Here is a 26,279-nt window from a genome sequence, read left to right as displayed (position 1 = left end):
GCGGGCGCATGTCGTTTGATGTTGACGAGGATATATTACAGGACTTTTTGGTTGAGGCCGGAGAGATACTTGAACAATTACAAGAACAGCTCGTTGATCTTGAGAACAATCCTGAAGACGCGGATTTATTAAATGCAATTTTCCGTGGCTATCACACAGTAAAAGGCGGAGCGGGCTTCCTTTCTCTTACTGAGTTAGTTGAAATTTGTCACGGTGCCGAAAACGTTTTTGACGTAATGCGCAATGGCCAAAGAACGCTAACACCTGAATTAATGGATATTATTTTGCAGGCCACGGATGTGGTCGTTGAAATGTTCGAGCGCGTAAAAGCGCGCGATCCATTGGAGCCTGCAGATGCGCATCTAGTGGACGTTTTACACAAATTAAGCCGCCCAGAATCTCCAGATGAAAACATATTCGAGAACGCCAGTACGCCCGCTGCCGAGCCAGAGGTGGTTGCTGAAGAGCCCGAGTTAGTTATAGAAGAGCCTGCGCCTTCAACGACGGACGTGGGTGACAGTAGCGGTGGTATTGACGAAATAACTGAAGATGAGTTTGAGGCACTTCTCGATGAACTTCATGGCTCTGGTGCGCCAGGGCAGTCAGCACCAGCAAAAAGCGAACCTGCTAAGTCACCAGTGCCGGCGGCGAGTTCTGATAGCGATGATATTACCGACGAAGAGTTCGAAGCACTGTTAGACGACCTTCACGGAAAAGGTAAATTTGGCGGTGAAGAAAAAGCGGCGGCTGCGCCAGCTCCAGCATCTGCAACGCCATCTTCATCAGCAACCAGCGCAGGTGACGAAGAAATTACCGACGATGAATTCGAAGCGCTACTTGATCAGTTACATGGTTCTGGCCAGGGGCCGACTAAGCAGGGCGCGGCGACAACGTCGCCAGAGCCTCTTGTAGATAAAGCAGCAACAGAAGCTGTTCAGAAAGCAAAACAAGCTGCGCCAGCCGCGCCTAAAGCGACACCAGCGCCAGCCAAAACAAGCGCTACTGCTGCGCCCAAAGCAGCACCTAAAAAAGATGATAAGAAAGCGAGCCCAGCAGCACCTCCTGCAGAGACCACTGTACGTGTAGATACTAAGCGCCTAGACCAAATAATGAATATGGTCGGTGAGCTAGTTTTGGTTAGAAATAGACTCATTAGCTTAGGTATCAATAGCAACGACGAGAGCATGTCAAAAGCTATCGCCAACTTAGATGTGGTAACGGGTGACTTGCAAGGTGCGGTAATGAAAACCCGCATGCAGCCTATCAAGAAGGTGTTTGGTCGCTTCCCTCGTGTTGTTCGAGACCTCGCAAGAAGCTTAAAGAAAGAAATTACCTTAGAGCTGGTCGGTGAAGAAACCGATTTAGATAAAAACTTGGTTGAAGCTCTGGCCGATCCCCTAGTGCATTTGGTGAGAAACTCCGTCGACCATGGTATTGAGATGCCGGATGACCGCGCTGCAGCGGGTAAACCGCGCATGGGTACGGTTCAGCTATCGGCATCTCAAGAAGGCGACCACATTCTTCTTACTATCGAAGATGATGGTAAGGGAATGGATGCCGAGAAGCTAAAAGAGATCGCTATTAGTCGTGGTGTACTAGACGCGGATGCTGCAGCACGAATGTCAGATGTTGAAGCGTTCAATCTTATATTTGCACCAGGCTTTTCCACTAAAACTGAAATTAGTGATATTTCTGGTCGTGGTGTGGGTATGGACGTGGTTAAGACCAAAATTAACCAGCTTAACGGTACGGTTAATATCGATTCGCAGCTAGGAAAAGGCACGCGACTGGATATTAAAGTTCCGCTAACGCTAGCCATTCTACCCACATTAATGATTGTTGTAGGAAAACAGACCTTTGCGTTACCATTAGGTGCGGTGAACGAAATAATAAATATGGACATCAAGAAGACCAATACGGTCGATGGCCAATTAACAATGATAGTTCGTTCAAAAGCAATTCCTTTGTTTTTCCTTGGCGAATGGCTAATCCGAGGCCCCAAAAATATCGATAAAGAAAAGGGGCATGTTGTTGTAGTACAAATTGGTACACAGCAAGTCGGGTTTGTCGTAGACGCGCTGATAGGCCAGGAAGAAGTGGTTATCAAACCGTTGGATGCATTGTTGCAAGGAACGCCTGGTATGGCGGGAGCTACAATTACGTCAGACGGTGGAATTGCACTAATTTTAGATATTCCGAGCCTGCTAAAACGGTACGCGCGTAAACCCATCAAGTAAGGCGATGAATTAACAGGAATGATAATCCATGGTCTTTAAAGTCCTAGTCGTGGACGACTCGACCTTTTATCGCCGTCGAGTAAGAGAAATACTCGATGGTGATAGAGAACTTGAAGTTGTCGGGGAAGCGAGAAACGGGCGTGATGCACTCGACAAAGCCGAGGCGCTTAAACCCGATGTAATAACCATGGACGTTGAAATGCCAGTTATGGATGGTATTTCGGCTGTGAAGGTTATTATGGATAAACGTCCTACGCCTATTTTAATGTTCTCTTCATTAACGCATCACGGCGCCCAAGCGACGCTTGACGCGTTAGAAGCGGGCGCGCTAGATTTTTTACCCAAAAAATTCGAAGACATCGCTCAAGACAGAAAAGATGCTTCGCGGCTACTTTGTACTAAAGTCAGGTTGATAGCGCGAAGAGGACTGGGTTTGAAGCGCCCATCCTTTCGCAATATTGAGTCCAGAAAACTTCCTGATAACGCGCCTAAACAAGCGTTTTTCAAAACGTCGGGTTTACTTTCTGGTCATAAAGACGCGGCCAAGCAGCCTACCGTTTCGTCTGTAAGACCAACAGGGAAGCAGTATAAATGTTTGGCAATAGGGGCATCAACAGGTGGGCCTGTAGCACTTCAAAAAGTGCTTTCTCCGCTACCCGGAGACTTCCCGTACCCCATTTTACTTGTACAACACATGCCGGGAACCTTCACTACCGCATTTGCACAGCGCTTAGACAGTAATTGCAAGATTGCTGTAAAGGAAGCTGAGCAAGGCGATATTTTGAAGCCTGGACATGCTTACCTCGCACCCGGGGGCAAGCAAATGCTTATTGAGTCTATCGGAAGCAACAAGCGGATATCGATTGTAGATGCAAGCCAGGCAGATAAAGTGAACTACAAGCCAAGTGTAGACCTTACGTTTAGCTCGTTAGCTAGAGCCTATGGTGGAGATGTATTAGGAGTCATACTAACGGGTATGGGTGCTGACGGTAGGGAAGGCTGTCGACTACTTAAAGATAAAGGTGCGACTATTTGGGCGCAAGACCAAGACTCCTGTGTAGTTTACGGTATGCCTCAAGCTGTCGCCGCGGCCAACATATCGAGTAAGAATATTAGTATCGATGATATGAGCAGTTGCGTTCAAACCGAAATGCGATAGCAGTTTGAATAGTAATGGAACAGCAATTATGAAAGTGTGGACGGTAGCAAATCAAAAAGGCGGGGTAGGTAAGACCACTACAACCGTCAGCCTTGGCGGCTTGCTGGCTCAAAAGGGCAAGCGAGTGCTTATGATTGATACTGATCCACACGCATCGCTGAGCTATTACTTTGGTATTGATGCTGAGGCGACAAGTCATTCAGTTTACGACATTTTTATTAAGTCTAATGAGATTTCTGCCGATAACGTAATGGATTGTCTTTGCCCTACAAAGCTTGATAATTTGTATGTGCTACCAGCGACTATGGCTCTAGCGACGCTAGACAGAACCATGGGAAGCGAACAGGGTATGGGCTTAGTGTTGAAAAAAGCACTCGCTACAATATCCGGTGAATTCGACGTTGCTATTATCGACTGTCCTCCGGTTTTAGGGGTGCTGATGGTAAATGCACTAGCGGCATGCGATAAAGTGATTGTGCCGACTCAGACAGAGTATTTAGCACTTAAAGGTTTGGATAGGATGATCCGTACTATGGAAATCATGGGGCGTTCGTTAAATAAGTCCTTTGACACCCTGATTATTCCAACTATGTTTGATAAGCGTACAAACGCCGCGTTGGCGTCAAGAAAACGATTAATGAGCGATTACGGGGAGCGCGTCTGGGAAGGTGTGATTCCGGTTGATACGCACTTTAGAGATGCAAGTTTGGTACAGCTTCCGATCTCTGCTGCGTATCCAAAGACGAGAGGTGTAAATGCCTACAAGAAACTGTTAGCCGTATTGGAGAAATAACAAAAGCATGAGCAAGCAATCGCCATTTGCCCGTGAAGAAGTAATGGAGGCATACTTAGATAGCCTTCTTAAAGAGCCAGAAACACCTGAAGATGTGACTGCGCGCACGGCAAAATTGCTTGAGCAGGCTTCTCAGCAGATGGCTGAATCAGCGCTTGTTTCAACCGTTGAAAAAAGTGAGCCTCCAACGAGTGAGCAGGAGGCGATAGCGGAAAAGGTTACATCGTTAATTGAAACGCAAAAAGTCGAGACGGTTGATGGTAAACAGCAACAGTTTTACGCTGAAACTTCAGCAGCGCAAGAACAAGACGAGGTATTAGGTCGAAGTCCAATATCAAAAGTTCCACTAAAGGATACTCTCGGCTTTCGCTTTCAGGCGCTATTCTTTGAGGTGGCGGGATTAACACTAGCGGTGCCATTAACATCGCTAGGTGGTATACACCAAATTGAAAAAATAGGCCCTTTATTTGGAAAACCTGACTGGTTTATGGGTGTAATGTTGCACAGAGAGTCTAAACTAAGTGTTGTTGACTCTGCAAAATGGGTAATGCCGGAAAAATATGACGAAAACCTCGCACAATCACTTAACTACCGATATCTTATAATGTTAGGAGAGAGTGCGTGGGGATTAGCAAGCGAAAAGCTTGTAAATACAGTCAATTTGACTACCGATGATGTTAAATGGCGCGAGTCCACAGGTAAGCGTCCCTGGTTAGCAGGGATGGTTAAAGAAAAAATGTGCGCGTTAATTGACGTTGAAGAATTAATATCTATGCTTAACAAAGGCTTAGGCAGTAACGACCAGACGCCATAGTATTGGGAGCCAGGTTCATGAGCGACGAAAGAATGAATAATAATGCTACCGACAGCAACGACGAAGTCCTTCAATGGGTGACGTATCGCTTAGGTGAAGAAACTTACGGTATTAACGTAATGCAAGTACAAGAAGTCTTGCGTTATACCGAAATAGCCCCTGTACCCGGTGCACCAGACTATGTGCTTGGTATTATAAATTTGCGTGGCAACGTGGTGACTGTCATCGATACCCGTGCTCGTTTTGGACTACCTCCGACGGAAATCACGGACAATACACGTATAGTGATCATTGAGTCCGACGAACAGGTTGTCGGTATTTTGGTGGATAGTGTAGCCGAAGTGGTGTATCTGAAATCTTCAGAAATTGATAGTGCGCCTAACGTTGGTACTGAAGAAAGTGCCAAGTTTATTCAAGGCGTTAGCAACCGCGATGGCGAACTGCTTATCCTAGTCGACCTCAATAAATTGCTAAGCGACGAAGAGTGGGATGAGCTTAGTAATATATAGATAATGAATAGGCGGTATCGGTTGTCTATACCGCCAACACTTTCCCAAGGGTTACGTCCATGGATTGGCAGCTTGCTGCACCTACCTTACTAGAACTCATACTGTGTATTCTCGTAGTTATACTCGTCGCCACGATGGGTGTGCTGTATTCGCACATAAACAAGTTGCGTTCTGCATTAAGCGAAAGCGAACATGCTAACGCAGAGGCTATTGCCCGTGCTGAAGCGCTCGCTAAAAATGCGAACAACCAACAGAACGAGGCACAAGCACGCGCATTGGTCATCACCCGCCATCTTCAAGAGCTAGACGAAAAGCAAACTGATATAGAAAATCAGCTTCGTGAGCTCAAGCTACAAGACCCTTCATTGCGTTTATATCAGCGTGCTGCAGACTTAGTTAAGCAAGGCGCCAGTATTGACGAAATTATTGAAGCCTGTGACATTCCTCGTGCTGAAGCTGAAATGTTAGTGATGGTGCATAAGCAAAATAGCTAACATTTTTCCCACCAGATGAAAAAACGTTTAGACGTCTAGACGTAAAGATGTTGACATATCGCCAGTTATAGACACAATACAGATATTGGAATTTATCACTGGAGTCCTCTATGCCAATTCGTATTCCTGAGCAGTTACCCGCGCAGAATGTACTACTAGGTGAAAACATTTTTACCATGGACATGGACAGGGCTGCCAATCAGGATATTCGTCCTCTTGAAGTCGGCATTCTTAATTTAATGCCGAACAAGATAGAAACAGAAGTACAGTTACTTCGCCTGTTATCGAATACGCCGCTACAAATAAACGTAGACTTGATTAGAATTGATAATCAAGCACCCAAAAATACTCCACAGTCACACATGGATGCCTTCTATCACGACTTTTCAGCGGTCGCGAACAAAAAATACGATGGGCTTATAGTAACCGGTGCGCCTCTTGCGCTTATCGATTATGAAGAGGTGAAGTACTGGGACACTATGACCACCATACTGGAATGGGCGCAGCGACACGTTAACTCTACTCTGTATTTATGTTGGGCTGCCCATGCGGCTATGTATCACTTCTATGGTATAACCCGAGAGATCAGAAACGAAAAATTTTCCGGTGTTTTTAAGCATAAAGTGAACGATCCTCACAATGAACTATTGAGAGGTTTTGACCCCACGTTTTACGCTCCGCACTCTCGATATGGGCACATCAATACCTCGCTATATAACAGTGTTGATGGGCTCAGTGTTGTGGCAGAATCTGACGATGTGGGTGCGTATATTGTGGCGTCAGAAGACAAGCGAATGGTGTTTGTAACAGGCCATCCAGAATACGATCCAGATACGCTCAAAGACGAATATTTACGCGATATTGCGGCGGGACAAACGCCGGCAATGCCGAAAAACTATTTTGAAGGGGATGATCCAGCCAAGTCTCCTATAGTACAGTGGCGCTCGCACGGCAGCCTATTGTTTACGAACTGGCTGAATTATTATGTCTATCAGACCACGCCTTACGATTTAAGTCAGCTTGCTGAAAAGTCACAGCCAAAGAGGTAGCACGTGAGCCAAAGACCAATTTCTAGCGCGCAGGCATCGCTTACAGAAGCCGCTCAAAAACGCATTCTTATTTTAGACGGTGCCATGGGCACCATGATCCAGCGCCACAAGTTAGAAGAAGAAGATTATCGCGGAACGCAGTTTGCCGACTGGCACTGCGATGTTAAGGGTAACAATGATTTGTTGGTCCTAACCCAGCCCGATATTATTTATCAAATCCATTGCGATTATTTTGAAGCTGGTGCGGACATTATTGAAACGAATACGTTTAATGCTACGACTATCGCTATGGCCGATTACGATATGCAGGCTCAATCCCGTGATATTAATTTAGCTGCAGCTAAATTGGCGCGTAAAGCAGCAGACGAATTCACAGCGAAAACACCTGATAAACCCCGTTTTGTTGCCGGCGTATTAGGGCCAACAAACCGCACGGCGTCTATTTCACCTGATGTTAATGACCCAGGTAAGCGCAATGTCACGTTTGACGAATTAGTAGAGGCCTATAGTGAGTCTACCGAAGCCCTCATTGAAGGCGGCGTTGACCTAATCATGCTTGAAACTATTTTCGATACGTTAAATGCCAAGGCAGCAGCGTTTGCTGTAGAGTCGGTATTCGAAAAACTCGGTAAGTCTTTGCCCGTGATGGTATCAGGCACTATCACCGACGCTTCAGGGCGTACGCTTTCGGGGCAAACCGCGGAAGCATTTTACTACTCAATGCGACATATTAATCCGTTTTCCTTCGGCTTAAACTGCGCACTTGGGCCGGATCTTTTGCGCCAATACGTCGATGAAGTAGCCAATGTGAGTGAGTGCTTTATATCCGCACACCCTAACGCTGGCTTACCCAACGAATTTGGTGAATACGATATGGAAGGGCCGGAAATGGCCGAGCACATCAAAGAATGGGCGCAGTCAGGGCTAGTGAACATTGTAGGGGGCTGTTGTGGCAGTACCCCAGAGCACATTCGCGATATTGCTAACGCGGTTAAAGGTATTGCGCCACGCCAGCTTCCCGAATTTGAACCTAAAATGCGTTTGTCAGGCCTAGAGCCGTTTGTACACTAGGAGGGCATAATGAGCGCAGAATTTTCTACATTTATTAATATCGGTGAGCGCACCAACGTTACAGGCTCTGCTCGCTTTAAACGTCTTATTCTTGAAGGTGATTATGAAACCGCACTTGATGTCGCAAGACAGCAGGTAGAAAACGGTGCTCAAATCATTGATATCAATATGGACGAGGCCATGCTTGATTCAAAGCAGGCCATGATCACCTTTTTAAACCTGATTGCCTCTGAGCCAGATATTAGCCGAGTTCCCATTATGATCGACTCGTCTAAATGGGAGATCATCGAAGCTGGGCTTAAGTGTGTGCAGGGCAAAGCGATTGTTAACTCTATCAGCTTAAAAGAAGGGGAAGAGATCTTCTTAAACCAAGCTAAGTTAATAAAGCGCTATGGTGCTGCAACCGTAGTTATGGCGTTTGACGAGACCGGCCAGGCCGATACAGAAGAGCGCAAAGTTGAGATTTGTCAGCGTAGCTACAAGCTGCTGACAGAAGAAATCGGCTTTCCACCTGAAGATATTATTTTTGACCCCAATATTTTTGCAGTAGCGACGGGTATTGAGGAGCACGATAACTACGCGGTTGATTTTATTGAAGCTACCCGCGAGATACGTAAAACCTGTCCGTACTCACATATTTCCGGCGGCCTTTCTAATATTTCGTTCTCGTTCAGAGGGAACAACCCGGTTCGCGAAGCTATGCACTCGGTATTCCTATATCACGCTATTCGAGCCGGTATGGATATGGCTATTGTGAATGCAGGCCAGCTAGAAGTATACGACGAAATACCCGCTGAATTGCGCGATGCGGTTGAAGATGTGATTTTAAACCGCAGAAGTGATGCTACTGAACGCTTACTCGATATTGCACCGAACTATCAAGGCGACGGTAAAGCGGCCGCGAAGGAAGATTTATCCTGGCGCGAGCAAGAAGTGAATAAGCGCTTAGAGCATGCGCTTGTTAAAGGCATTACCGATTACATCATTGAAGATACCGAAGAAGCGCGTCAGCAAGCTGAGCGTCCGTTACACGTTATCGAAGGGCCATTAATGGATGGCATGAACGTAGTAGGGGATTTATTCGGTGAAGGTAAGATGTTCCTTCCGCAGGTGGTAAAGTCGGCCCGCGTAATGAAAAAAGCGGTTGCCCATTTACAGCCTTTTATTGAACAAGAAAAGTCAGACGATGCGAAAAGCAACGGTAAAATTCTTCTCGCTACGGTAAAAGGTGACGTTCACGATATCGGTAAAAATATCGTAGGCGTGGTACTTCAGTGCAATAACTTTGAAGTGATTGATCTTGGCGTAATGGTGCCAGCGGCGACAATCTTACAAACCGCTAAAGATGAAAACGTTGATATGATAGGCCTGTCGGGCCTTATTACACCTTCACTAGATGAAATGGTTCACGTTGCCAAAGAAATGGAGCGTCAGGGCTTTGATATCCCGCTGCTTATTGGCGGGGCGACTACGTCTAAAGCGCACACTGCGGTAAAAATTGAACAAAACTACCATGCGCCTGTAGCCTATGTTCCAAATGCTAGTAGAGCAGTAGGCGTATGTCAGCGCCTTCTAAACAAAACGTCCCGCGAGATTTACGCGCAGGAATTGGCAAAAGAATACGATACGGTACGTGAACAGCACGCCCGTAAAAAGCCGCGCAGCAAGCCGGTGACGTTAGAACAGGCCAGAGAAAACGCTTTTAAGCCAGATTTTACGACTTTACCAGTAAAGCCTGCGAACCTAGGTGTAACACCGGTAACCGCAGATTTAGCTACCCTGCGTAACTACATCGACTGGACACCTTTCTTCTTAACCTGGTCGTTAGCGGGCAAGTACCCCCGTATACTTGAAGATGAGGTGGTGGGGGAGCAGGCACAGTCACTGTTTAACGACGCCAACGCCATGTTAGATAAAATTATCGAAGAGAACAGCCTTCAGGCGAAAGGCGTTATCGGTTTGTTTCCTGCCAACCGCGTTAATGACGATGTTGAAATTTATACTGATGAGTCGAGAAACCAAGTTCAAGGTGTTGCCCATCACTTGCGTCAGCAAACGCTAAAAGACAAATTTGCTAATTATTGTTTAGCAGACTTTGTTGCTGATAAATCTAGTGGCATAAATGATTATGTGGGCGCTTTTGCCGTTACCGGTGGTATAGGGGAAGACGAGCTTGCTGATAGCTATATTCAAGCAGGCGATGACTACAACGGTATTATGGTAAAAGCAGTGGCAGACAGACTTGCCGAAGCGTTTGCGGAATATCTTCACGAGCAGGTGCGTAAGCACTATTGGGGCTACGCCGCTAACGAATCACTAAGTAACGAAGAACTTATCCGCGAAAAATATCAGGGCATTAGACCGGCACCAGGCTACGCTGCGTGTCCAGAACACACCGAAAAGCAGCTTATTTGGGATTTATTGTCAGCAGAGCAGCACACAGGTATGAAGCTCACGGAAAGTTACGCCATGTGGCCGGGCGCGTCGGTATCGGGTTGGTATTTTGCACACCCTGATGCCAAATACTTTGCGGTTGCCAAAATTCAAGCCGACCAAGTAGAAGATTACGCCACACGAAAAGGCTGGACCTTAGAAGAAGCTGAAAAGTGGTTGGGTCCTAACCTAAGTGATTAATGCTGGTAAGGCAGGGAAGGTATATGCAAATCGAAAAGCCTTTTAGTCAGGCCTGTGAGAACAACAAGCGCGCTATTTTGAGTGTGCTTGAACGTACATTTGCTAACTGCCGACAAGTATTGGAAATAGGAAGCGGAACAGGTCAGCACGCCGTATTTTTGGCTGAACACTTACCCCATCTTATTTGGCACACAAGCGACCAACCACACTATCACGAAGGCATTGCCGCGTGGTTGAGTGATTCAAATGCGGAGAATATAAAACCTCCCATAGCATTTACCGTTGGGCAAGATGACTTTCCCAGTCTTGACGTAGACAGCATTTTTACGGCAAACACCGCACATATCATGCAGAAAGAAGAGGCGAAGCTACTAATGGAATTGGTAGCGTTGCACTTACCCCAAGGGGGCATATTCTGTCAGTATGGCCCTTTTACACACAGCGGTAAGTTTACTTCTGAAAGTAATCAAGCCTTCCATACATCGCTTTTAGCGCGCGGCTATGGTGGCTACCGAGATATCAATGAGCTTACTGCTTGGGCAGGCGAGTTAAGCTTGCAAGACATAATCGACATGCCCGCCAATAACCATATGCTTATTTGGCAAAAACGCTAGAAAAGCATCTCTTGCATCAATGAAAGGAGTAGCTATGAGCTTTAAAGTAAACCATTATTTCGACAATAAAGTGAGCTCGATTGGGTTTGAATCTGCAAACGGCCCCTGCACCTCGGGTGTGATGTCTCCGGGTGAATACACATTTTCTACCTCTCAAAAAGAGCTAATGAAAGTAGTAGAAGGTGAGCTAGTTGTGAAGCTTCCGGGAAGTGACGAATGGCAATCTTTTGCTACAGGCACCAGCTTTAATGTACCCGCCGATGCTTCTTTTGACGTAAAAGTGTCTACGCCTACCGCTTATCTTTGCTTTTACAGCTAATTCTTAAAAGCGTTCAATTCACTCTGTATTTAAACTTTCGTAGAATTGACTTTCAGAGGTTGTAAAATTTCTCTTTATATCTCAAAGTATTAGAAGTGCAAGCGAGCTCGGCTCACTTGCGCTTTTATACTAATAAAACTAAACCTGAAATGTGTGCGAATTATCAGGGCCTGTTGACCTTTGATGTACGAATTTTGTACTAAATGGAAGCCTTTTAATCGCGAAACAGTCCTGCAAGCCTATTGGGCTAAGTTAAAGGGCTGTGACAAAGAGTAAAAGGCTTCCATAACGACCCCTTCGGGCAGCGCCTTTGTGCCATCTATACTGCGTTAAATGTTTTCGACTTAGAACCACTAAACCGTCAAACATCCGCCTTGTCTAGATGGCACAAAGACCGCTGCAAAAATGTACAACAAAGGTCAACAGGCCCTAGTGCTGGAATACACTTTTCACACGTTGTGGCGTTTAGTAAACAATGAGAAGTACAAATGAAATCCATATCACTCCAAAAAAAGTTCATGCTTATCGTTGGCGGTAGCATAGCTTTGATGTTACTCATTACGGCGTTTTTCTTAGTCAATACCGTTGCTGATAACACCCGCAGTCGCGTAGAAAAAGAGCTTAAATCCTTAGTTGCACGTGAGGCTAATGACGTTGAAGGCTTCTTTGCAACCTATGGCGGCGTCGCTAGAGCGTTCCTAAGTAGTCCTTTTCTACAAGATTTTTTTACGCGCCATAACACGCGAGGGGCGCCCGAAAGCCAACTGGCTCAATCCAAAGATATTTATGCCACTTTTGAGGGCATCAGCAGCCAAGATCCCATCATTAAATCTGCGTTCTTTGGTTCAGCTAAGACGGGTGAATACTTCTATGAAGAGGGCCGAGTCGGCGTCGACACTTCGGGTCCTGATGCTGGCAATCCTAACGCCGGTTACTTTGCAACTAAGCGTCCGTGGTTTACTACTGCCGTTGAAAAAGGAAAGCTATATGTAACGCCTCCTGCTGTCGATTCCCAAGATGGAAGCGTATCTGCAGTAGTACAAACCCCGATATACAAAAATGGAGCGTTACTGGGCGTTGGCGGGGTCGATATTCTTATTAGCACAGTGGGTAAGGTCATAGATGCCATTCGTTATGAAGAACAAGGCACGGCGTTTTTACTCGATGAAAACCAAAACATTGTTTACTTTCCAAAACAAAGCAAAGCGTTGCCACTAAGCTCCTCTATTCGCAACTTTGACAGCGTGTTTGATAGCACCGAAGGATTTGGTAAGTTGGCAAGTAATATAGCGGCTAATGAATCTGGTATTGTGCACGTAACCTGGAAGGGGGAAGACTATGTTGCGGTTTTTGAGCACGCTCAGTTAACTAACCCACAAATGAACTGGTCGCTGGGTATTCTTATCCCTGCAAGCATCATTGATAGCCCTATAAATAATGCAATTACTACGGCAATTATCGTCGCCTTTGTGATTATTGGATTAATAGCGCTTATTACTTATTTTGCGAGTGCTAAAGTCACTCAGCCTTTGGTCGAAATGCGCAACGCTATGGCGGAAATAGCGCATGGCGACGGCGACTTAACCAAGCGTCTGGAAGTTAAGAGTAACGACGAAATCGGTGCGCTTGCTATAGAGTTTAATACTTTTACCGATAAACTAAGATCGCTACTTAAAGATACTGCCGCTAACACCAAGGCTGTTTCTGATGCAGCGGATCACCTTCGAGATGTGAGTCACGCCACTAGCAAGGAAATTAACCAAGAGCGTAGTCAGGTGGACAATGTGTCTACGGCAGTGACGCAGATGGCTGCTACCGTCGTTGAAATTTCAAAAAATGCGGCACAGTCCAGTGACGCTGCGACTAAAGCAGATGAATTGGTACAAGCCGGCAGTGAGCAAGTGCAAGATGCCATGAGGGAAATTCGCGCGCTGGCTGACGCCATCAGTCAGGGGGTTGAAGTTGTAGGCGGATTGAGCAAAGAGTCAGATAGCATCGGTGCTGTAGTCGATGTCATTAACAGCATAGCTGAACAAACTAATTTGCTGGCATTAAACGCAGCCATTGAAGCGGCGAGAGCCGGTGAACAGGGGCGCGGCTTTGCCGTTGTTGCAGATGAAGTTCGCTCATTAGCAAGTCGTACACAAGAATCGACGACTGATATACGAAAAATGGTAGAGCGATTGCAGGCGATGTCTGAGCAGACCAACAGTGTTATGCAGGAAGGACAAACCCGTTCTCAATCTGGTGTCGATAAGACAGAGAAAGTGGTCGAAACGCTTAAAGACATTACCCAGTCTATAGGTTTGGTTCACGAGCAAAGTACTCACATAGCACTGGCGACCGAGCAGCAAACGGAGGTGGCGCAAGATATTAATAAGTCGCTCGTAGCTATCACTGGTTTAAGTGATAAAACTAGTCAGCATGCAGAAGAGTTAGCTGTGGAAGCTACGCAGCTAAGTGCCGTCTCTGGTGACTTAAAAGAATTGGTGGGGCAGTTTAAAATTTAGCGCCATTCATACCGTTAACCGCGCATAATGCGCGACAGTCTTTAATTAGAGCGTTGTCGCTTGCCAACATTGTTGGCAAGCGAATTATTTTATTCCCTAGTTTGACATAAGTTTCCGAAATACAGTTTGGAAAACCTATGGCTTGTGCGTTTGCGAAAGGGCAATGAAATCATCTACAAACCCCAATACGTCCTGCGCTTTTCTATGACCCAAGTACAGCGTTTTTGATACGCCTTGTTCACCTAGCGACCGACAAGTCAGGAGATCGCTTTCTTTTGATTCATCAATTAACCATTTAGGTAGCGCAGTAACACCACGTCCCGCTGCTACCATTTGTAAGATGATCTCTGTGGTTTCAATCGTTTTATGTTGCCTCACTGTGCAATTGGCAGGAGTAAGAAAATGCGTGAATACGTCCAGTCGACTGAGTTCTACGGGATAGGTGATAAGGGTCTCATTGCTTAAGTCTTTCGGTGTAACAAATGGTTTCTCTGCTAGAGGGTGGTGCTTATCCATTACCAACACTTGTTCATATTCGAACACTGGCGTGTAGGTAATGGTTTCAAGTGAAAGAGGGTCTGGCGTGAGCAATATATCAATATCGTACCCGTGAAGTGCTTGTAAACCGCCAAAAGAGAACGCGCGGCGTACATCTACATCAACATCTGGAAAGGCTTTCAAAAAAGGCGCCACTACCTTGAGCAACCATTCAAAACACGGGTAGCACTCCATCCCAATACGTAATATGCCCTGTTTACCATCGGCGAATCTGCGTAATTGGGCTTCAGTATGCTCAAACTGGGGTAAAACTCGGTGAGCTAAGCCCAATACACTCTGACCCGCCTGAGTCAGCGTGAGTCTTCTGCCGTCTTTTTTCCAAAGCGGTACGTCAAAATGGGCTTCCAACTTTTTCATTGCGTGGCTTAACGCTGACTGGGTTAGAAAAAGGGATTTTGCCGCTTCTGTCATCGTGCCTTCAGCATCTATCGCTCTTACTATTCGTAAATGTTGTCTATCAATCATAATAAATTACAACCAGTTTAACGTTTTTGAAGAGGGCTTGGGGCAGCACTGACTATAGTCACGGCGTCCGACAGGCGAGTTTCAATTATCTCTTTTATGATAATTGATATTTCTCTAAAGGTCTTTCGTCCAGGCGCAGTGTTTCTCCACGCTAATGAGTGCTGACGCTCAATAGGCATATCGGCAATCTCACACACGTGTAACGCTTCAGGCTTGTGCAACTCAGAATGAATATAAAGCCCGGGTAGGAAGGCTACACCCATGCCCATTACCACCATTTGACGCAAAGTATCTAGGCTGGTGCCCTCATAATCACGCTGTAAATCTGCCCCAATCTCATCGCAAATGCGCTGCACTTGATGATGAAAGTGATGTCGGTCTTCGAGTGTTAACACTTTCTCGCCGCTTATTTCTTCTGGCTTAACATAGGCTTTTCCTGACAATTTGTGATCAGAAGGCGTGACGAATTTTAAAGGCTCTTTGAAGAGTGGTTGCGTGATCAATTGAGAGTTTTCGCCCGAAAGTGGGGAAAGAATTAGGTCATATTCACCACGCAGTAGACCGTGTTGCAATGCGTTAGGGGCGCCTTCTCGAACATAGAAGCGCAAGCCAGGCTTCCGTTTGTGCAGATCTGGTAGCACAAAGGGAAGTAAATAAGGCCCTAGTGTTGGCGGTATCCCTAACCGGTAGGTTACAACTTCACCCTCGGACAAGTCTCGTGCAATTTCGCTGAACCGTTGAGAGGCCTGCAGCACCTCTTCCGCTGCATCAAGCAAGGCTTTACCTTGGGGAGATAACAGCGTTCCTGTGCGTGAACGTTCAAAAAGCGTTAGCCCTAAGAGGTTTTCTAGCGCACTGATCTGACTGGTCAGAGTAGGCTGACTAATTCCCAGTATTCCCGCTGCTTGCCTGAAGCTTAGGTATTTAGCCACTGCAACAAAATAGCGGATTTGGTTAATTGACGGGGTCTTTCCGTTGAATTGCATGGTGAAAATGGCTCTCTCTTACTATGCTTATGGGTAGTGATACGTAAGCGGTGATAGTATTTAGCTATCGCGAGTTAGTATATTAAACTATTAATCTATCAGGTGAAACTGGCGTAATTACATAATCATTACAATTATTAAAAAATTGGGAGTTATATATGGATCACGTTATCTCAGGTGTTGCCAAATTCCAGAAAGAAGTTTACCCAAACAAAAAAGCTACGTTTCAAAAACTAGCTACTGGGCAGAACCCTGAAGTGCTTTTCATTACGTGCTCTGATTCACGTATCGACCCGAACTTAGTAACACAAACTGATCCGGGTGAGCTATTTATCTGCCGTAATGCGGGCAACATCGTACCTCCTCACAGCAACCAAACTGGTGGCATGACAGCGTCTATTGAGTTTGCAGTTGCTGCACTGGGCGTTTCTCACATTGTTATTTGTGGCCATACTGACTGTGGTGCAATGAAAGGCGCCATCAACCCTGAAGGCTTAAGTGCGCTTCCGCATGTAAAAGAGTGGCTAGGTCATTGCCGTGTTGCAACTGAAGTTGTTAAAGAGCGCTGTGGCCATTCAGACCTTTCTATTGACGACCTAGAAGCGGTAACGAAAGAGAACGTTGTTCAGCAAATTCAGCACCTTCGCACTCACCCTGCTGTTGCTGCAAAAATTGCAACAGGTCAGGTTAAACTTCACGGATGGGTTTATAACATTGGTTCAGGTGAAGTGCTTTACTACAATACTGAGTCTGGTGAATTTGATGTAATGGACGAGTCTACTGCCGAAGCACAACTTGCTCGCGGTGAATAAGGTCTATAACTATGGTAAAAATTAACCTTTCAAACCTACGAGGCGATTTTACCGGCGGTTTAACAGCCGGTATCGTTGCTTTACCACTGGCGCTTGCACTTGGTGTAGCGTCAGGCTTAGGCCCAATGGCGGGTCTGTACGGTGCTATTGCGGTTGGCTTCTTTGCCGCGCTTTTCGGTGGTACACCAGCACAGATTTCTGGTCCAACGGGGCCTATGGTTGTTGTTCTTGCAGGCTTGTTCGCAAGTCTGTCAGGCGACGCCAGCCTTATATTCACCGCCGTGATATTGGCCGGTATATTCCAGATTGTTTTTGGTGTCCTTGGTGTTGGCCAATACATTCGCCTGGTGCCTTACCCGGTAATATCGGGCTTTATGTCGGGCATCGGTGCAATCATCATCATTCTCCAAATCGGCCGCTTGCTGGGCCATGAGCCTCCAGGCGGAACAATCGGCGCATTGACATACTTGCCAACCGCGCTTGCCGATATTGATTTTGCAACCTTGGCGTTAGGCCTTGGTACCTTGGTTATTGCCTACAAATGGCCACCGCAACTAGGCAAGTATGTGCCTGGTGCACTGGCTGCACTTATCATTGGCACGCTTGTAAGTTTAGCGTTGTCTGTGCCAATTCTTGGTGATATCCCGACGGGTTTACCTAGCCTTCACCTTCCAGTATTTGACCAAAGCAAAGCACTGCTTATTCTTGAAGCCGCGTTTATTCTAGCTGTGTTGGGAGCCATCGATAGTCTACTTACATCTCTTGTTGCTGATAACATGACGCGTACTCGTCACGATAGTAACAAAGAGCTAATCGGCCAAGGTATTGGTAATACATTTGCTGGTCTTATCGGCGGTATCGCAGGTGCAGGCGCAACGATGCGTACTGTTGTGAATATCCGTAGCGGTGGTAAGTACAATATTTCAGGTATGGTACACGCACTAGTTCTTCTAGCAATTGTGTTAGGTCTTAGCCCGCTAGCAGCGCAAATTCCTCACGCAGTTCTTGCTGGTATCTTGGTTAAAGTTGGCTTAGATATTATCGACTGGAGTTACTTGAAGCGCGCTCACAAAGGCCCACGTTGGGACTTCGGCCTAATGATTATGGTGCTTGCGCTAACGGTATTTGTAGATCTGATCACAGCAGTTGGTGTTGGCGTGGTATTCGCAGCATTAGCTTACGTTAAGCAAATCGCACAGCTGCAAATTGAAGAGCTTAAGAAAATCCCTGAGTCGTTAAACGACCCTAAAGAAAATGAGCTTCTGGAATCTCTTAAAGACAAAGTATCAATCTTTAGTTTTGGCGGGCCACTAAGCTTTGGTGCGGCAGCTGATTTGGGCCACCACGTGCGTGAGCGCGTGAAGCCGGGTTCTAAAGTCACCATTTTAGACTTCTCTCGTGTTCCACTTATGGATGTCTCTGCTGCGATGGCAGTTGATACAGTAACCTCAGACGCACTTGCTGCTGGTCGTCAGCTAGTCATTTGCGGTGCAAACGCTGAGGTCAATAAGGTGCTTGAGGGCGTAAACGAAGCGCACCCAGGTATCCCGAACTTTGACACCTTGCACGACGCCTTGCTTTACGCAGAAAAGCAAGTAGCCGGGACTGAAAGCAAAAACACCCGTTTTCAAGCCGCAACGCAGTCGTAAAGTAATATCAAGGTAAGATAAACCTTTCCCTTTCGGCCCTCCTTAGTGAGGGCTTTTTTGTGTCTGTTAGGCAAAGATTTCTTTGCTAAATTTCTGGGGCCGTTTATAGCTGATGCGTGTTTACTTGGATGTCATTGAATAAACAAACATGGAAAATGTTTTATTAATTGATTGTTCAATTAAACTTAACGCTACTGTAACAATTCCTCCCTAGAGTAGTGAGTAAACATTACACAACTACTTTAGGAAACACATGAAAACACACAATAAACTCTCGTTAGCTGTACTTGCAGCACTTTCGTCTATGACTACACCTACAGTGGCGTGGGCAGAGGAAGCAGAGCGTGCTGACGAAGAGCGCATAGAAGAAATTACCGTTGTTGGGCGAAGCGTTTCTTACGCGAATAACGCAACGAGCGACGATATGTTTAAACAACAGGCTAATCTTAGCAGTGTGCTAGCCGCGGTTGACAACCTGCCGGGTGTGCTTATTAACGAAGGTGATACCTTTGGGGCTGATGACTGGTCAACGTCTATTGTTATTCGTGGCTTTCAAGTAAACCTAAACGAGCAGCAAATTGGCATGACGGTAGATGGCATCGCCAACGGTAACTCGAATTACGGTGGTGGCGCGAAAGCGAATCGCTATATCGATACCGAAAACGTAAAAGGCGTTGAAGTTTCTCAGGGTACGGCGGATATCGCTTCCCGTTCACACGAAGCCTTGGGCGGCACACTGAATTTCACCACTATTGACCCGTCTGCGGAGCAGGGCTTAATAACCAGTGTGACTGCGGGTTCATTTGATGCGTCAAAATATTATGTACGCTACGAAACAGGCGAAATCTTTAAAGATACTTACGCGTGGATAAGCCTTTCAAGCCAAGAAAGCTCTGACTTTATGCAGCAAACAGCAGAGAATACGCGTGATCATTTAGCCATGAAGTTTATCTCTACTGTTAACGACGTGTCTCTTACAGGTTACCTGTCTTACGACGATACCCACGAAGATAACTACCAGCGTATTTATGGACTGGCACAATATGAACAAAACCCAGACTGGGACCAGTTAACAGACGAATGGACAGGCGTGCCTTATCAAGATCAGGCATATCGCCGAGGTTGGTCTACTTTGCGAGAGAATCTTTTTGCCTATCTACAGGCAGAATTCACGATTGGCCAAGTCGATTTTATGACCAACGTGTATTATCACGACAACGAAGGCCGCGGGGAGTGGGTCCCACCATACATTGTTGATATCACTGATGACGGCGCAGAAGGTCATTCAGAGCTTGTAGTCGGTAATACCGTATACGGTGGCCAACAGCTTGGACAAATTTACTTTGTAGACAGGCAAGGTAATCAACTAAGTCCAATTGAAGGTTGCCAAAGCTCACTGACTTTCCCTTATGGTGGTGCTGGCCCAGAATATGACCCAGGTTGCCACGAACAAGGGGCAATTCCCGTGGGCTCATATCGTCACACCCATTATGATAAAGAGCGTTTTGGCATTAATGCTGATGCTGTGTGGTATACAAAAATTGGTGATTTCGATAATACAGTACGATTCGGTATTTGGTGGGAAGACTACGAGCGTGGTGAGTCTCGCGATTGGCACAAAGTGACTAACTCGGCTATCAGCGTAGATTATGACAACGTGCCTTACTGGGTGCAGTACGACAGAACCTTCCCAGTCGATACCTTAATGTACTATGTGGAAGATGAGCTTGATTTAGGCTTTGCCCGCATTCGCGCTGGTGCCAAGAAGTTTAACGTAGATATCGAGAAAACGGACAACTTTGATTCAGCCAACAACTTAGCGGTGAATACTGACTCAGATACCTTATTCTCAGCCGGTATCGTTGCACCTTTACCCATTGAGGGAGTGGAAGTTTTCGCAGGTTACGGTGAGAACTTTGCGGCAATCAAAGATGCACAACTAGAGCGCAACGATACTGACCTTCGCTTTATAAAGCCAGAAACCGCTGACAACATTGACGTAGGTTTCCGCTACTCTTCACCTGGTTTCAATGCCAGCGTGACCTACTACAATATTGAGTTTAACGACCGTATTCAATTTACCAGTAACGAAACCTCAGAGGGCATAGACTTTCTTGAAGCCGCCGCGGGTGGGTACAAAAACGTGGGCGGTATTGAGTCTAGTGGTTTTGAAATTTCAGCAGACGTTATGTTAACCGAAGAGTTCTCGTTGTTTACTTCTATTACCTTGAGCGAGTCAGAATATGTTGCGACGGTAGGTAGTTCAGGTACGCAATACGATACACTTGACGATGCGCTGGCAGCCATCGCTGACCCTGAAAACCCAGAAGTGTCACTGGTAGCTATTGAAGGTAATACGGTTATCGGTACGCCTGACACTATGGCGGTAATTAGCCTTGATTGGGCACGCGACAACTACTTTGCAGGCCTGTCTACCAAGTACGTTGATAGCCGCTACCTGGATATTGATAATGCAGCACAAGTTGATGACTATATCGTTAGCGACTTCTATATTGGCGGCTTTATCGAAAACATTGGTTCAGGTGCTGAAGAGCTAGAAGTGCGTTTAACAGTAAACAACCTGTTTGATGAAGACTATGCGTCTACCATTGCCCCAGGTGCATTTTGGATTGGCGCGCCTCGCGCTGTTGCAGTCAACGCACGCTTAACCTTTTAATCGTGATATCATGCCTGCGGCAGCATAGCGCTGTCGCGGGTTATTTTTTACTAGATTTAAGGTTTGGAGTTGTAGCATGCCCAAGGTGGGAATGGAGCCAGTTCGTAAGAAACAATTAATTGAAGCAACGTTAGAAGTGATGGCAGAAGTGGGCTATCACGGTACAACGATTAGCTTAATTAGCAAAAGAGCTGGGCTTTCTTCAGGGATAATCAGTCACTATTTTGGTGACAAGCAAGGTTTAATTGAAGCAACGATGCGCCACCTTCTCGATGCGCTAAAAATCACGCAGCGTATTGACGATCCCCTAGAGCGGATTGATTTCATTATTGAAAATAACTTTTCACAAACGCAAGGGGCAAGTTCCGCCACCAATACCTGGTTTAACTTCTGGGCGTTGTCACTTCACAACGAAGGCTTGCATCGTTTGCAGTGTATTAACCACAAACGCTTAGAGCGTAATTTAGCGTTTAGTTACCGCAAGCTACTTAAACCTGAGCATGTCAAAAACGCCGCTGCGTCTACCGCTGCATTAATTGATGGGTATTGGCTTCGTTATTCCATGGGCAGTGTGGGTAACGGTGATTTTTCAGAAGCTTTAGCTCGTTGTAAGCAATACGTTCGCGATTTAGTTGCCCAATACGGAAGATAAATAAGCAAACGGAAGTTAAACAAGTACTCGGGGCTGGCGTATAAGTACCACCGAGCGAATACTGATTAGAAAAATAAAAAGGGCGGTTCGAGATAAGTCGAACCGCCCTTTTTAATTATCTACACTTTCTAAATGAGCTACATGATCTATGCGGACTGGTATTAACTGGCGCCAGATACAAATTGCTATCCGGCGCGAGAACTTAGCATGTGCTCACTAAGTGATTAACTCAACAAGTTACCAAATTCTTACGCGCTCTTCTGGCGCAAGATAAAGTGCATCACCTGGTTTCACATCAAACGCTTCATACCATGCATCATGGTTTCTTGGTGCTTGTGCACGATAACGACCTGGCGCGTGTGTACCTGCGCGAAGTTGATTCAGCATGCTTTCTTCAGTGCGTTTTTCTTTCCACACTTGTGCCCATGCAAGGAAGAAACGCTGATCGCCTGTTAGGCCGTCAATTACCGGCGCTTCTTTGCCGTTAAGGCTAAGTTTGTAGGCGTGGTAAGCCATGGCTAGACCACCCACGTCACCAATGTTTTCACCCAAGCTGTTGCGACCATTTACGAAGTTACCTTCGATAGGCTCGTACTGGCTGTATTGCTCGGCTAGCATATCCGCTTTTTCTTCAAACGCTGCGCGGTCAGCATCGGTCCACCAGTTGCGCTGTATACCGTTTGCATCTGACTTCGAGCCTTGGTCGTCAAAACCGTGTCCCATCTCGTGCCCAATTACCGCACCGATTGCACCGTAGTTAACTGCTGCGTCGGCGTTTGGATCAAAGAATGGCGGTTGTAAAATAGCCGCTGGGAATACAATTTCATTAAACGAGCTATTGTAGTAGGCGTTAACGCGCTGCGGTGTCATACCCCAGCGGTTGCGATCCGTTTTCTCTAGCTCGCGCTCTACCGACTGGTCTTGGAAGAATGTACGTAGGTTACGAACATTGCCCACTAAGTCCTTGTCGCTAATGGTTACGCCATCAAAAGATTGCCATTCGTCTGGGTAGCCAATTTTAGGGTTAAATGCCATAAGCTTTTCTTTGGCATTTACCTTGGTTTCTTCGCTCATCCAGTCTAGGTTTTCAATACGCTCACCTAGTGCTGTACGCAAGTTCTCAACCAGCTCTGCCATCTGCTCTTTTGAGCTTTCTGGGAAGTATTCGTTTACGTAAATCTTACCGATAGCAAAGCCCAGTGATTCAGTACCAGACATTTGGCTCACTGCGCGCTTCCAACGAGGACGAGGCTCTTGCTGACCGCTTAGTGTGCGACCAAAGAAGTCAAAGTTGGCTAGGTAGATATCTTCAGAAAGGAAGTCCGCATTGTTTGAAATAGTGTGATACTTCAAGTACGACTTCCAATCGGCTAAGTCAGCTTCGTTAATAATCTTAATAACGTCTTTTACTGGCTCAGGCTGTGTAATATTCAGCTCAGGCACTTTATAACCGGTTTGAGCAAAATACGTGTCCCAATCAAAGCCAGGGTATTCGTCAGACAGTTTGCTACGCTCAATTTGATTAAGTGTAAGGTCGCGGTCACGGCGCTTTTCGCGAGGCCACTGAATTTCTGCAATTTGTGTTTCAAGAGCAAGAATGTTTGCTGCTTTTTCGGCTGCGTCTTCTTCGCCTGCAAAATTGAGCATTTGCTCGATGTGTGCTACGTAAGCTTCACGAATCTTAACAAAACGTTCGCTATCACTTAGGTAGTAATCGCGATCAGGAAGACCTAAGCCACCTACGCCAACACTTAACTGGTATTCGTTCGGGTCAAGACGGTTGTACCACATGCCACCGTAAATTGGTGTGCTTGAACCTACCAACCAGCTATTACCAAACGCCTTGGTTAGGTCAGTTCTATTCTCAATACTATCTATAGAGGTTAGTACGTCTTTAATCGGCTCAATACCTTTTTCGTTGATGGTATCGGTATCCATGTAAGCAACGAAAAAGTCGTGAACAAGCTTCTCTTCTGCATTCAGCGAAGACTTTTCCATTAGACCGTCAATGATGTTCTTAACTTGCTCTTCACTGCGCTCGGCAAGACCAGTAAATGCGCCGTAGCGAGTTTTATCAGCGGGTAACTCGTAGTTGTCGTACCAAGTACCGCTTGCGTACATAAAGAAGTCGTCACCAGGTTTTACCGCTTCGTTGCGAGCGGTTAAATCTACGCCGAATGAACCTAGCTCAGCTTCGCCCTTCATCTCTGGCGCTTCAACACTGCTCGTTTGGTCTTTTGCTTGTTCAGGTTGGCCACAACCTGCAAGGCCTAAAGATGCCGCAATCGCTACGGCAAGAAGTTTATATTTCATCATTTTTCTCGTTGTGATTATAAGTGTCGTCGTTAGGTGCAGTGACACTCGTTGTTTTTAAAGTAGGCACAAATTCCTTGTTAAACGGTAAAGCATTCCGTGCCTGATTAAAATAGCTTGTGATATGCGGCGTTTCTCGCTGTAAAAAGTCTGCTACCGCTGTGTGAAACGACCCGTGTTGTAATTTGTGATGTGAACGGCAATAAATGGGCTCGAAGCCGCGAAGTATTTTATGCTCACCCTGGGTGCCGGGGTTAAATAGCGGCAGCTTTTTCGCAATGGCAAATTCAATGCCTTCAAAATAACAGCAGGCAAAATGTAGCCCGTCTATTTCTTTCAGCGCTCCCCAGTATCTGCCATACAGCCCTGTATCATCGTAGAAAAAGAGGGCGCTGGCTACCGCTACCTCATTCTCTATTGCCGTCACTATAAGCATGTTGTCGCTCATGCTCTCGACAAGCTGCTCAAAGAAGGCATCATTTAAATATCCCACGTGACCGCTTCGTTTTAAATAGGTAGCTTTGTAACACTTTGTAAAAAACTGAAGTGTTTCTGGACTAATATCATTGCCGGTATGATGGGTAAAGCGAACGCCTTGCTCGTTTAGTTTGCGTCGACTTTTCTTGATATCTTTCCTTTTGCGGGAGGTAAGCGCATTTAGAAAATCATTGAAATCATTATAGCCGTAGTTATGCCACTGAAACTGAACCACGTATCGGGTTAGGTATCGGTTTAGCGTGTCGGATTGATCTCGTAGTCGTGCAATGGATAAGTCATCGGATAAATCATTTGCCTTGTGGATACCGCTACTGGTGATTTGAGCCGATGTGCTTTCATTTGGGAATAACCAGTGAAAAGAAGATAAGGTTTCACCAAATACGGATTCTACGTACGTTGCCACCGTATCTTCCAGTTCGTGTAAAAGCGCCGGAGTAAGCATAATGTGCCCATCACAAAGTAGCCTTGGACCAGTTACAGGCGTGAAGGGAATGGCCGATATCCATTTGGGATAATAGTCGAGACCGTGCTGTGCATAAGCATTAGCCCAAGCGTGGTCAAAAACATATTCACCGTAGCTGTGAGTTTTCAGGTAGCCAGGAATAACAAGATTTGCAGCCTCATGCTGACCTTTTGCTATAGCGATATGGCAAGGTTGCCATCCAGATTCATTGCAACACGAACCGCTGCGTTCTAGCGCATGCAAAAATTCATAAGAAAGGAAAGGACCCGCATCCTTCGCGAGGTTTTGCCAGCGCTCTTTAGAGAACTGTTCAATCGAATCTATTATTGTTATGCGATAGTCAGATGCTGTCATGCAATTTACATCATGTAGAGGTTAAGTGCGTAAAACGTTAGATAGTCGCAATGTACGAGTATTTAACGCTAAAATAACGCGGTTTCTACGTTTAATACAGAAGAGTAAGCTTACAAAAATGTCAGAGTTCGACCGAAAAATCATTACCGACGCGATTACTCGCATGCTGGCACGACGAGAGCATAGCTTTAACGAGATTATGCGAAAGTTGCAGCAGAAGGGAATAACGGGTGATGCTTTCATGCCTATTCTGGAGGAATTCAAAGATGCTGATATCCAAAGCGATGCGCGATTTGCCGAAAGCCGAGCTCGCGCACTGTACTTAAAAGGGAAGGGGCCTCGCGCGATAAAACTAGACTTACAGCAATACGGTGTTGATGAGAGTACCGCAGAGTACGCAATGAGAGAGATTGACGCTGACTGGTTTGAAAGCGCTAAGAAAGTGAAAGAGAAAAAGTTTGGTGAGTTCTATGAAACCGAATTCGCGTTAAGGCAAAAGCAGAAACAGTTTCTTCAGTATCGCGGTTTTTATCAGGAACACATTGAATATGCGGTAAGCGCAAACGAATCTAGCTAAAACGGCTTTGGCACGAACAGCTGGGTTCTCACCTATGTTGCCTTGTAAATATGGGCTCTCGGCGATTCGTTT

21 protein-coding genes are annotated in these 26,279 nt (G+C 46.0%); 17 read left to right on the top strand and 4 right to left on the bottom strand.

The window, feature by feature from the left end; translation table 11 throughout:
* Positions 1 to 8 precede the first annotated feature (8 nt).
* The 12 genes from RJ41_RS16375 to RJ41_RS16320 all read left to right on the top strand — a co-directional run bounded on the left by RJ41_RS16375 (position 9) and on the right by RJ41_RS16320 (position 14,203).
* Positions 9 to 2,237, top strand: a complete 2,229-nt coding sequence (locus tag RJ41_RS16375; protein WP_039223044.1) for a chemotaxis protein CheA — start codon at positions 9 to 11, stop codon at positions 2,235 to 2,237.
* Between the two features lie 28 nt (positions 2,238 to 2,265).
* On the top strand, positions 2,266 to 3,396 hold the full coding sequence (locus RJ41_RS16370) for a protein-glutamate methylesterase/protein-glutamine glutaminase (RefSeq protein ID WP_039223042.1): 1,131 nt from the start codon (positions 2,266 to 2,268) through the stop codon (positions 3,394 to 3,396).
* Between the two features lie 28 nt (positions 3,397 to 3,424).
* Positions 3,425 to 4,189 (top strand): ParA family protein, encoded by a 765-nt coding sequence (locus RJ41_RS16365; RefSeq protein WP_039223040.1) that lies wholly within the window; start codon positions 3,425 to 3,427, stop codon positions 4,187 to 4,189.
* Between the two features lie 7 nt (positions 4,190 to 4,196).
* On the top strand, positions 4,197 to 5,003 hold the full coding sequence (locus RJ41_RS16360) for a chemotaxis protein CheW (protein ID WP_039223038.1): 807 nt from the start codon (positions 4,197 to 4,199) through the stop codon (positions 5,001 to 5,003).
* 17 nt (positions 5,004 to 5,020) lie between these two features.
* A complete protein-coding gene (locus tag RJ41_RS16355; protein ID WP_039223036.1) occupies positions 5,021 to 5,512 on the top strand; it encodes a chemotaxis protein CheW in 492 nt (163 codons plus the stop codon).
* Between the two features lie 59 nt (positions 5,513 to 5,571).
* The gene (locus RJ41_RS16350) at positions 5,572 to 6,006 is read left to right on the top strand and encodes a DUF2802 domain-containing protein (RefSeq protein ID WP_039223035.1); all 435 of its coding nucleotides are present in this window, start codon (positions 5,572 to 5,574) and stop codon (positions 6,004 to 6,006) included.
* A 110-nt stretch (positions 6,007 to 6,116) separates the two neighbouring features.
* On the top strand, positions 6,117 to 7,055 hold the full coding sequence (metA, locus tag RJ41_RS16345; protein ID WP_039223033.1) for a homoserine O-acetyltransferase MetA: 939 nt from the start codon (positions 6,117 to 6,119) through the stop codon (positions 7,053 to 7,055).
* A gap of 3 nt (positions 7,056 to 7,058) precedes the next feature.
* Positions 7,059 to 8,126, top strand: a complete 1,068-nt coding sequence (locus RJ41_RS16340) for a homocysteine S-methyltransferase family protein (RefSeq protein ID WP_039223031.1) — start codon at positions 7,059 to 7,061, stop codon at positions 8,124 to 8,126.
* A 9-nt stretch (positions 8,127 to 8,135) separates the two neighbouring features.
* Positions 8,136 to 10,760, top strand: coding sequence for a methionine synthase (gene metH / locus RJ41_RS16335; protein ID WP_039223030.1), 2,625 nt, complete (start codon positions 8,136 to 8,138; stop codon positions 10,758 to 10,760).
* A 23-nt stretch (positions 10,761 to 10,783) separates the two neighbouring features.
* Positions 10,784 to 11,374: a DUF938 domain-containing protein gene (locus tag RJ41_RS16330; RefSeq protein ID WP_039223029.1), complete on the top strand. Its 591-nt coding sequence runs from the start codon at positions 10,784 to 10,786 to the stop codon at positions 11,372 to 11,374.
* Positions 11,375 to 11,408: 34 nt separating this feature from the next.
* Positions 11,409 to 11,693, top strand: coding sequence for a pyrimidine/purine nucleoside phosphorylase (gene ppnP, locus RJ41_RS16325; RefSeq protein WP_014948660.1), 285 nt, complete (start codon positions 11,409 to 11,411; stop codon positions 11,691 to 11,693).
* Positions 11,694 to 12,181: 488 nt separating this feature from the next.
* Positions 12,182 to 14,203 (top strand): methyl-accepting chemotaxis protein, encoded by a 2,022-nt coding sequence (locus RJ41_RS16320; protein ID WP_039223026.1) that lies wholly within the window; start codon positions 12,182 to 12,184, stop codon positions 14,201 to 14,203.
* A gap of 135 nt (positions 14,204 to 14,338) precedes the next feature.
* On the opposite strand, the gene RJ41_RS16315 is transcribed toward RJ41_RS16320, so the two are convergent.
* Both RJ41_RS16315 and RJ41_RS16310 read right to left on the bottom strand, forming a co-directional pair.
* On the bottom strand, positions 14,339 to 15,226 hold the full coding sequence (locus tag RJ41_RS16315) for a LysR family transcriptional regulator (RefSeq protein WP_039223024.1): 888 nt from the start codon (positions 15,224 to 15,226) through the stop codon (positions 14,339 to 14,341).
* Between the two features lie 17 nt (positions 15,227 to 15,243).
* Positions 15,244 to 16,212: a hydrogen peroxide-inducible genes activator gene (locus RJ41_RS16310; RefSeq protein ID WP_014948663.1), complete on the bottom strand. Its 969-nt coding sequence runs from the start codon at positions 16,210 to 16,212 to the stop codon at positions 15,244 to 15,246.
* Between the two features lie 158 nt (positions 16,213 to 16,370).
* Between RJ41_RS16310 and RJ41_RS16305 the strand changes: the two genes are divergently transcribed.
* The 4 genes from RJ41_RS16305 to betI all read left to right on the top strand — a co-directional run bounded on the left by RJ41_RS16305 (position 16,371) and on the right by betI (position 22,002).
* On the top strand, positions 16,371 to 17,024 hold the full coding sequence (locus tag RJ41_RS16305) for a carbonic anhydrase (protein ID WP_014948664.1): 654 nt from the start codon (positions 16,371 to 16,373) through the stop codon (positions 17,022 to 17,024).
* Positions 17,025 to 17,035: 11 nt separating this feature from the next.
* The gene (locus tag RJ41_RS16300) at positions 17,036 to 18,673 is read left to right on the top strand and encodes a SulP family inorganic anion transporter (protein WP_014948665.1); all 1,638 of its coding nucleotides are present in this window, start codon (positions 17,036 to 17,038) and stop codon (positions 18,671 to 18,673) included.
* 253 nt (positions 18,674 to 18,926) lie between these two features.
* Positions 18,927 to 21,350: a TonB-dependent receptor domain-containing protein gene (locus RJ41_RS16295; protein ID WP_039223020.1), complete on the top strand. Its 2,424-nt coding sequence runs from the start codon at positions 18,927 to 18,929 to the stop codon at positions 21,348 to 21,350.
* A 76-nt stretch (positions 21,351 to 21,426) separates the two neighbouring features.
* A complete protein-coding gene (betI, locus tag RJ41_RS16290) occupies positions 21,427 to 22,002 on the top strand; it encodes a transcriptional regulator BetI (protein ID WP_039223018.1) in 576 nt (191 codons plus the stop codon).
* A gap of 237 nt (positions 22,003 to 22,239) precedes the next feature.
* On the opposite strand, the gene RJ41_RS16285 is transcribed toward betI, so the two are convergent.
* Positions 22,240 to 24,315 (bottom strand): M13 family metallopeptidase, encoded by a 2,076-nt coding sequence (locus RJ41_RS16285; RefSeq protein ID WP_039223016.1) that lies wholly within the window; start codon positions 24,313 to 24,315, stop codon positions 22,240 to 22,242.
* Positions 24,305 to 25,630, bottom strand: a complete 1,326-nt coding sequence (locus RJ41_RS16280; protein ID WP_039223013.1) for a GNAT family N-acetyltransferase — start codon at positions 25,628 to 25,630, stop codon at positions 24,305 to 24,307. Before RJ41_RS16280 ends, RJ41_RS16285 begins: the two co-directional genes overlap by 11 nt.
* Before the next feature lie 118 nt (positions 25,631 to 25,748).
* Here RJ41_RS16280 and RJ41_RS16275 point away from each other — a divergent pair, with 118 nt between their 5' ends.
* Complete coding sequence (locus RJ41_RS16275) at positions 25,749 to 26,207, top strand: regulatory protein RecX (RefSeq protein ID WP_039223011.1); 459 nt, start codon at positions 25,749 to 25,751, stop codon at positions 26,205 to 26,207.
* Positions 26,208 to 26,279: the final 72 nt, after the last annotated feature.

This window comes from Alteromonas marina, assembly GCF_000808575.1.
GTDB lineage: Bacteria > Pseudomonadota > Gammaproteobacteria > Enterobacterales > Alteromonadaceae > Alteromonas > Alteromonas marina_A.
This window is presented reverse-complemented; position numbering and strand designations above follow the sequence as displayed.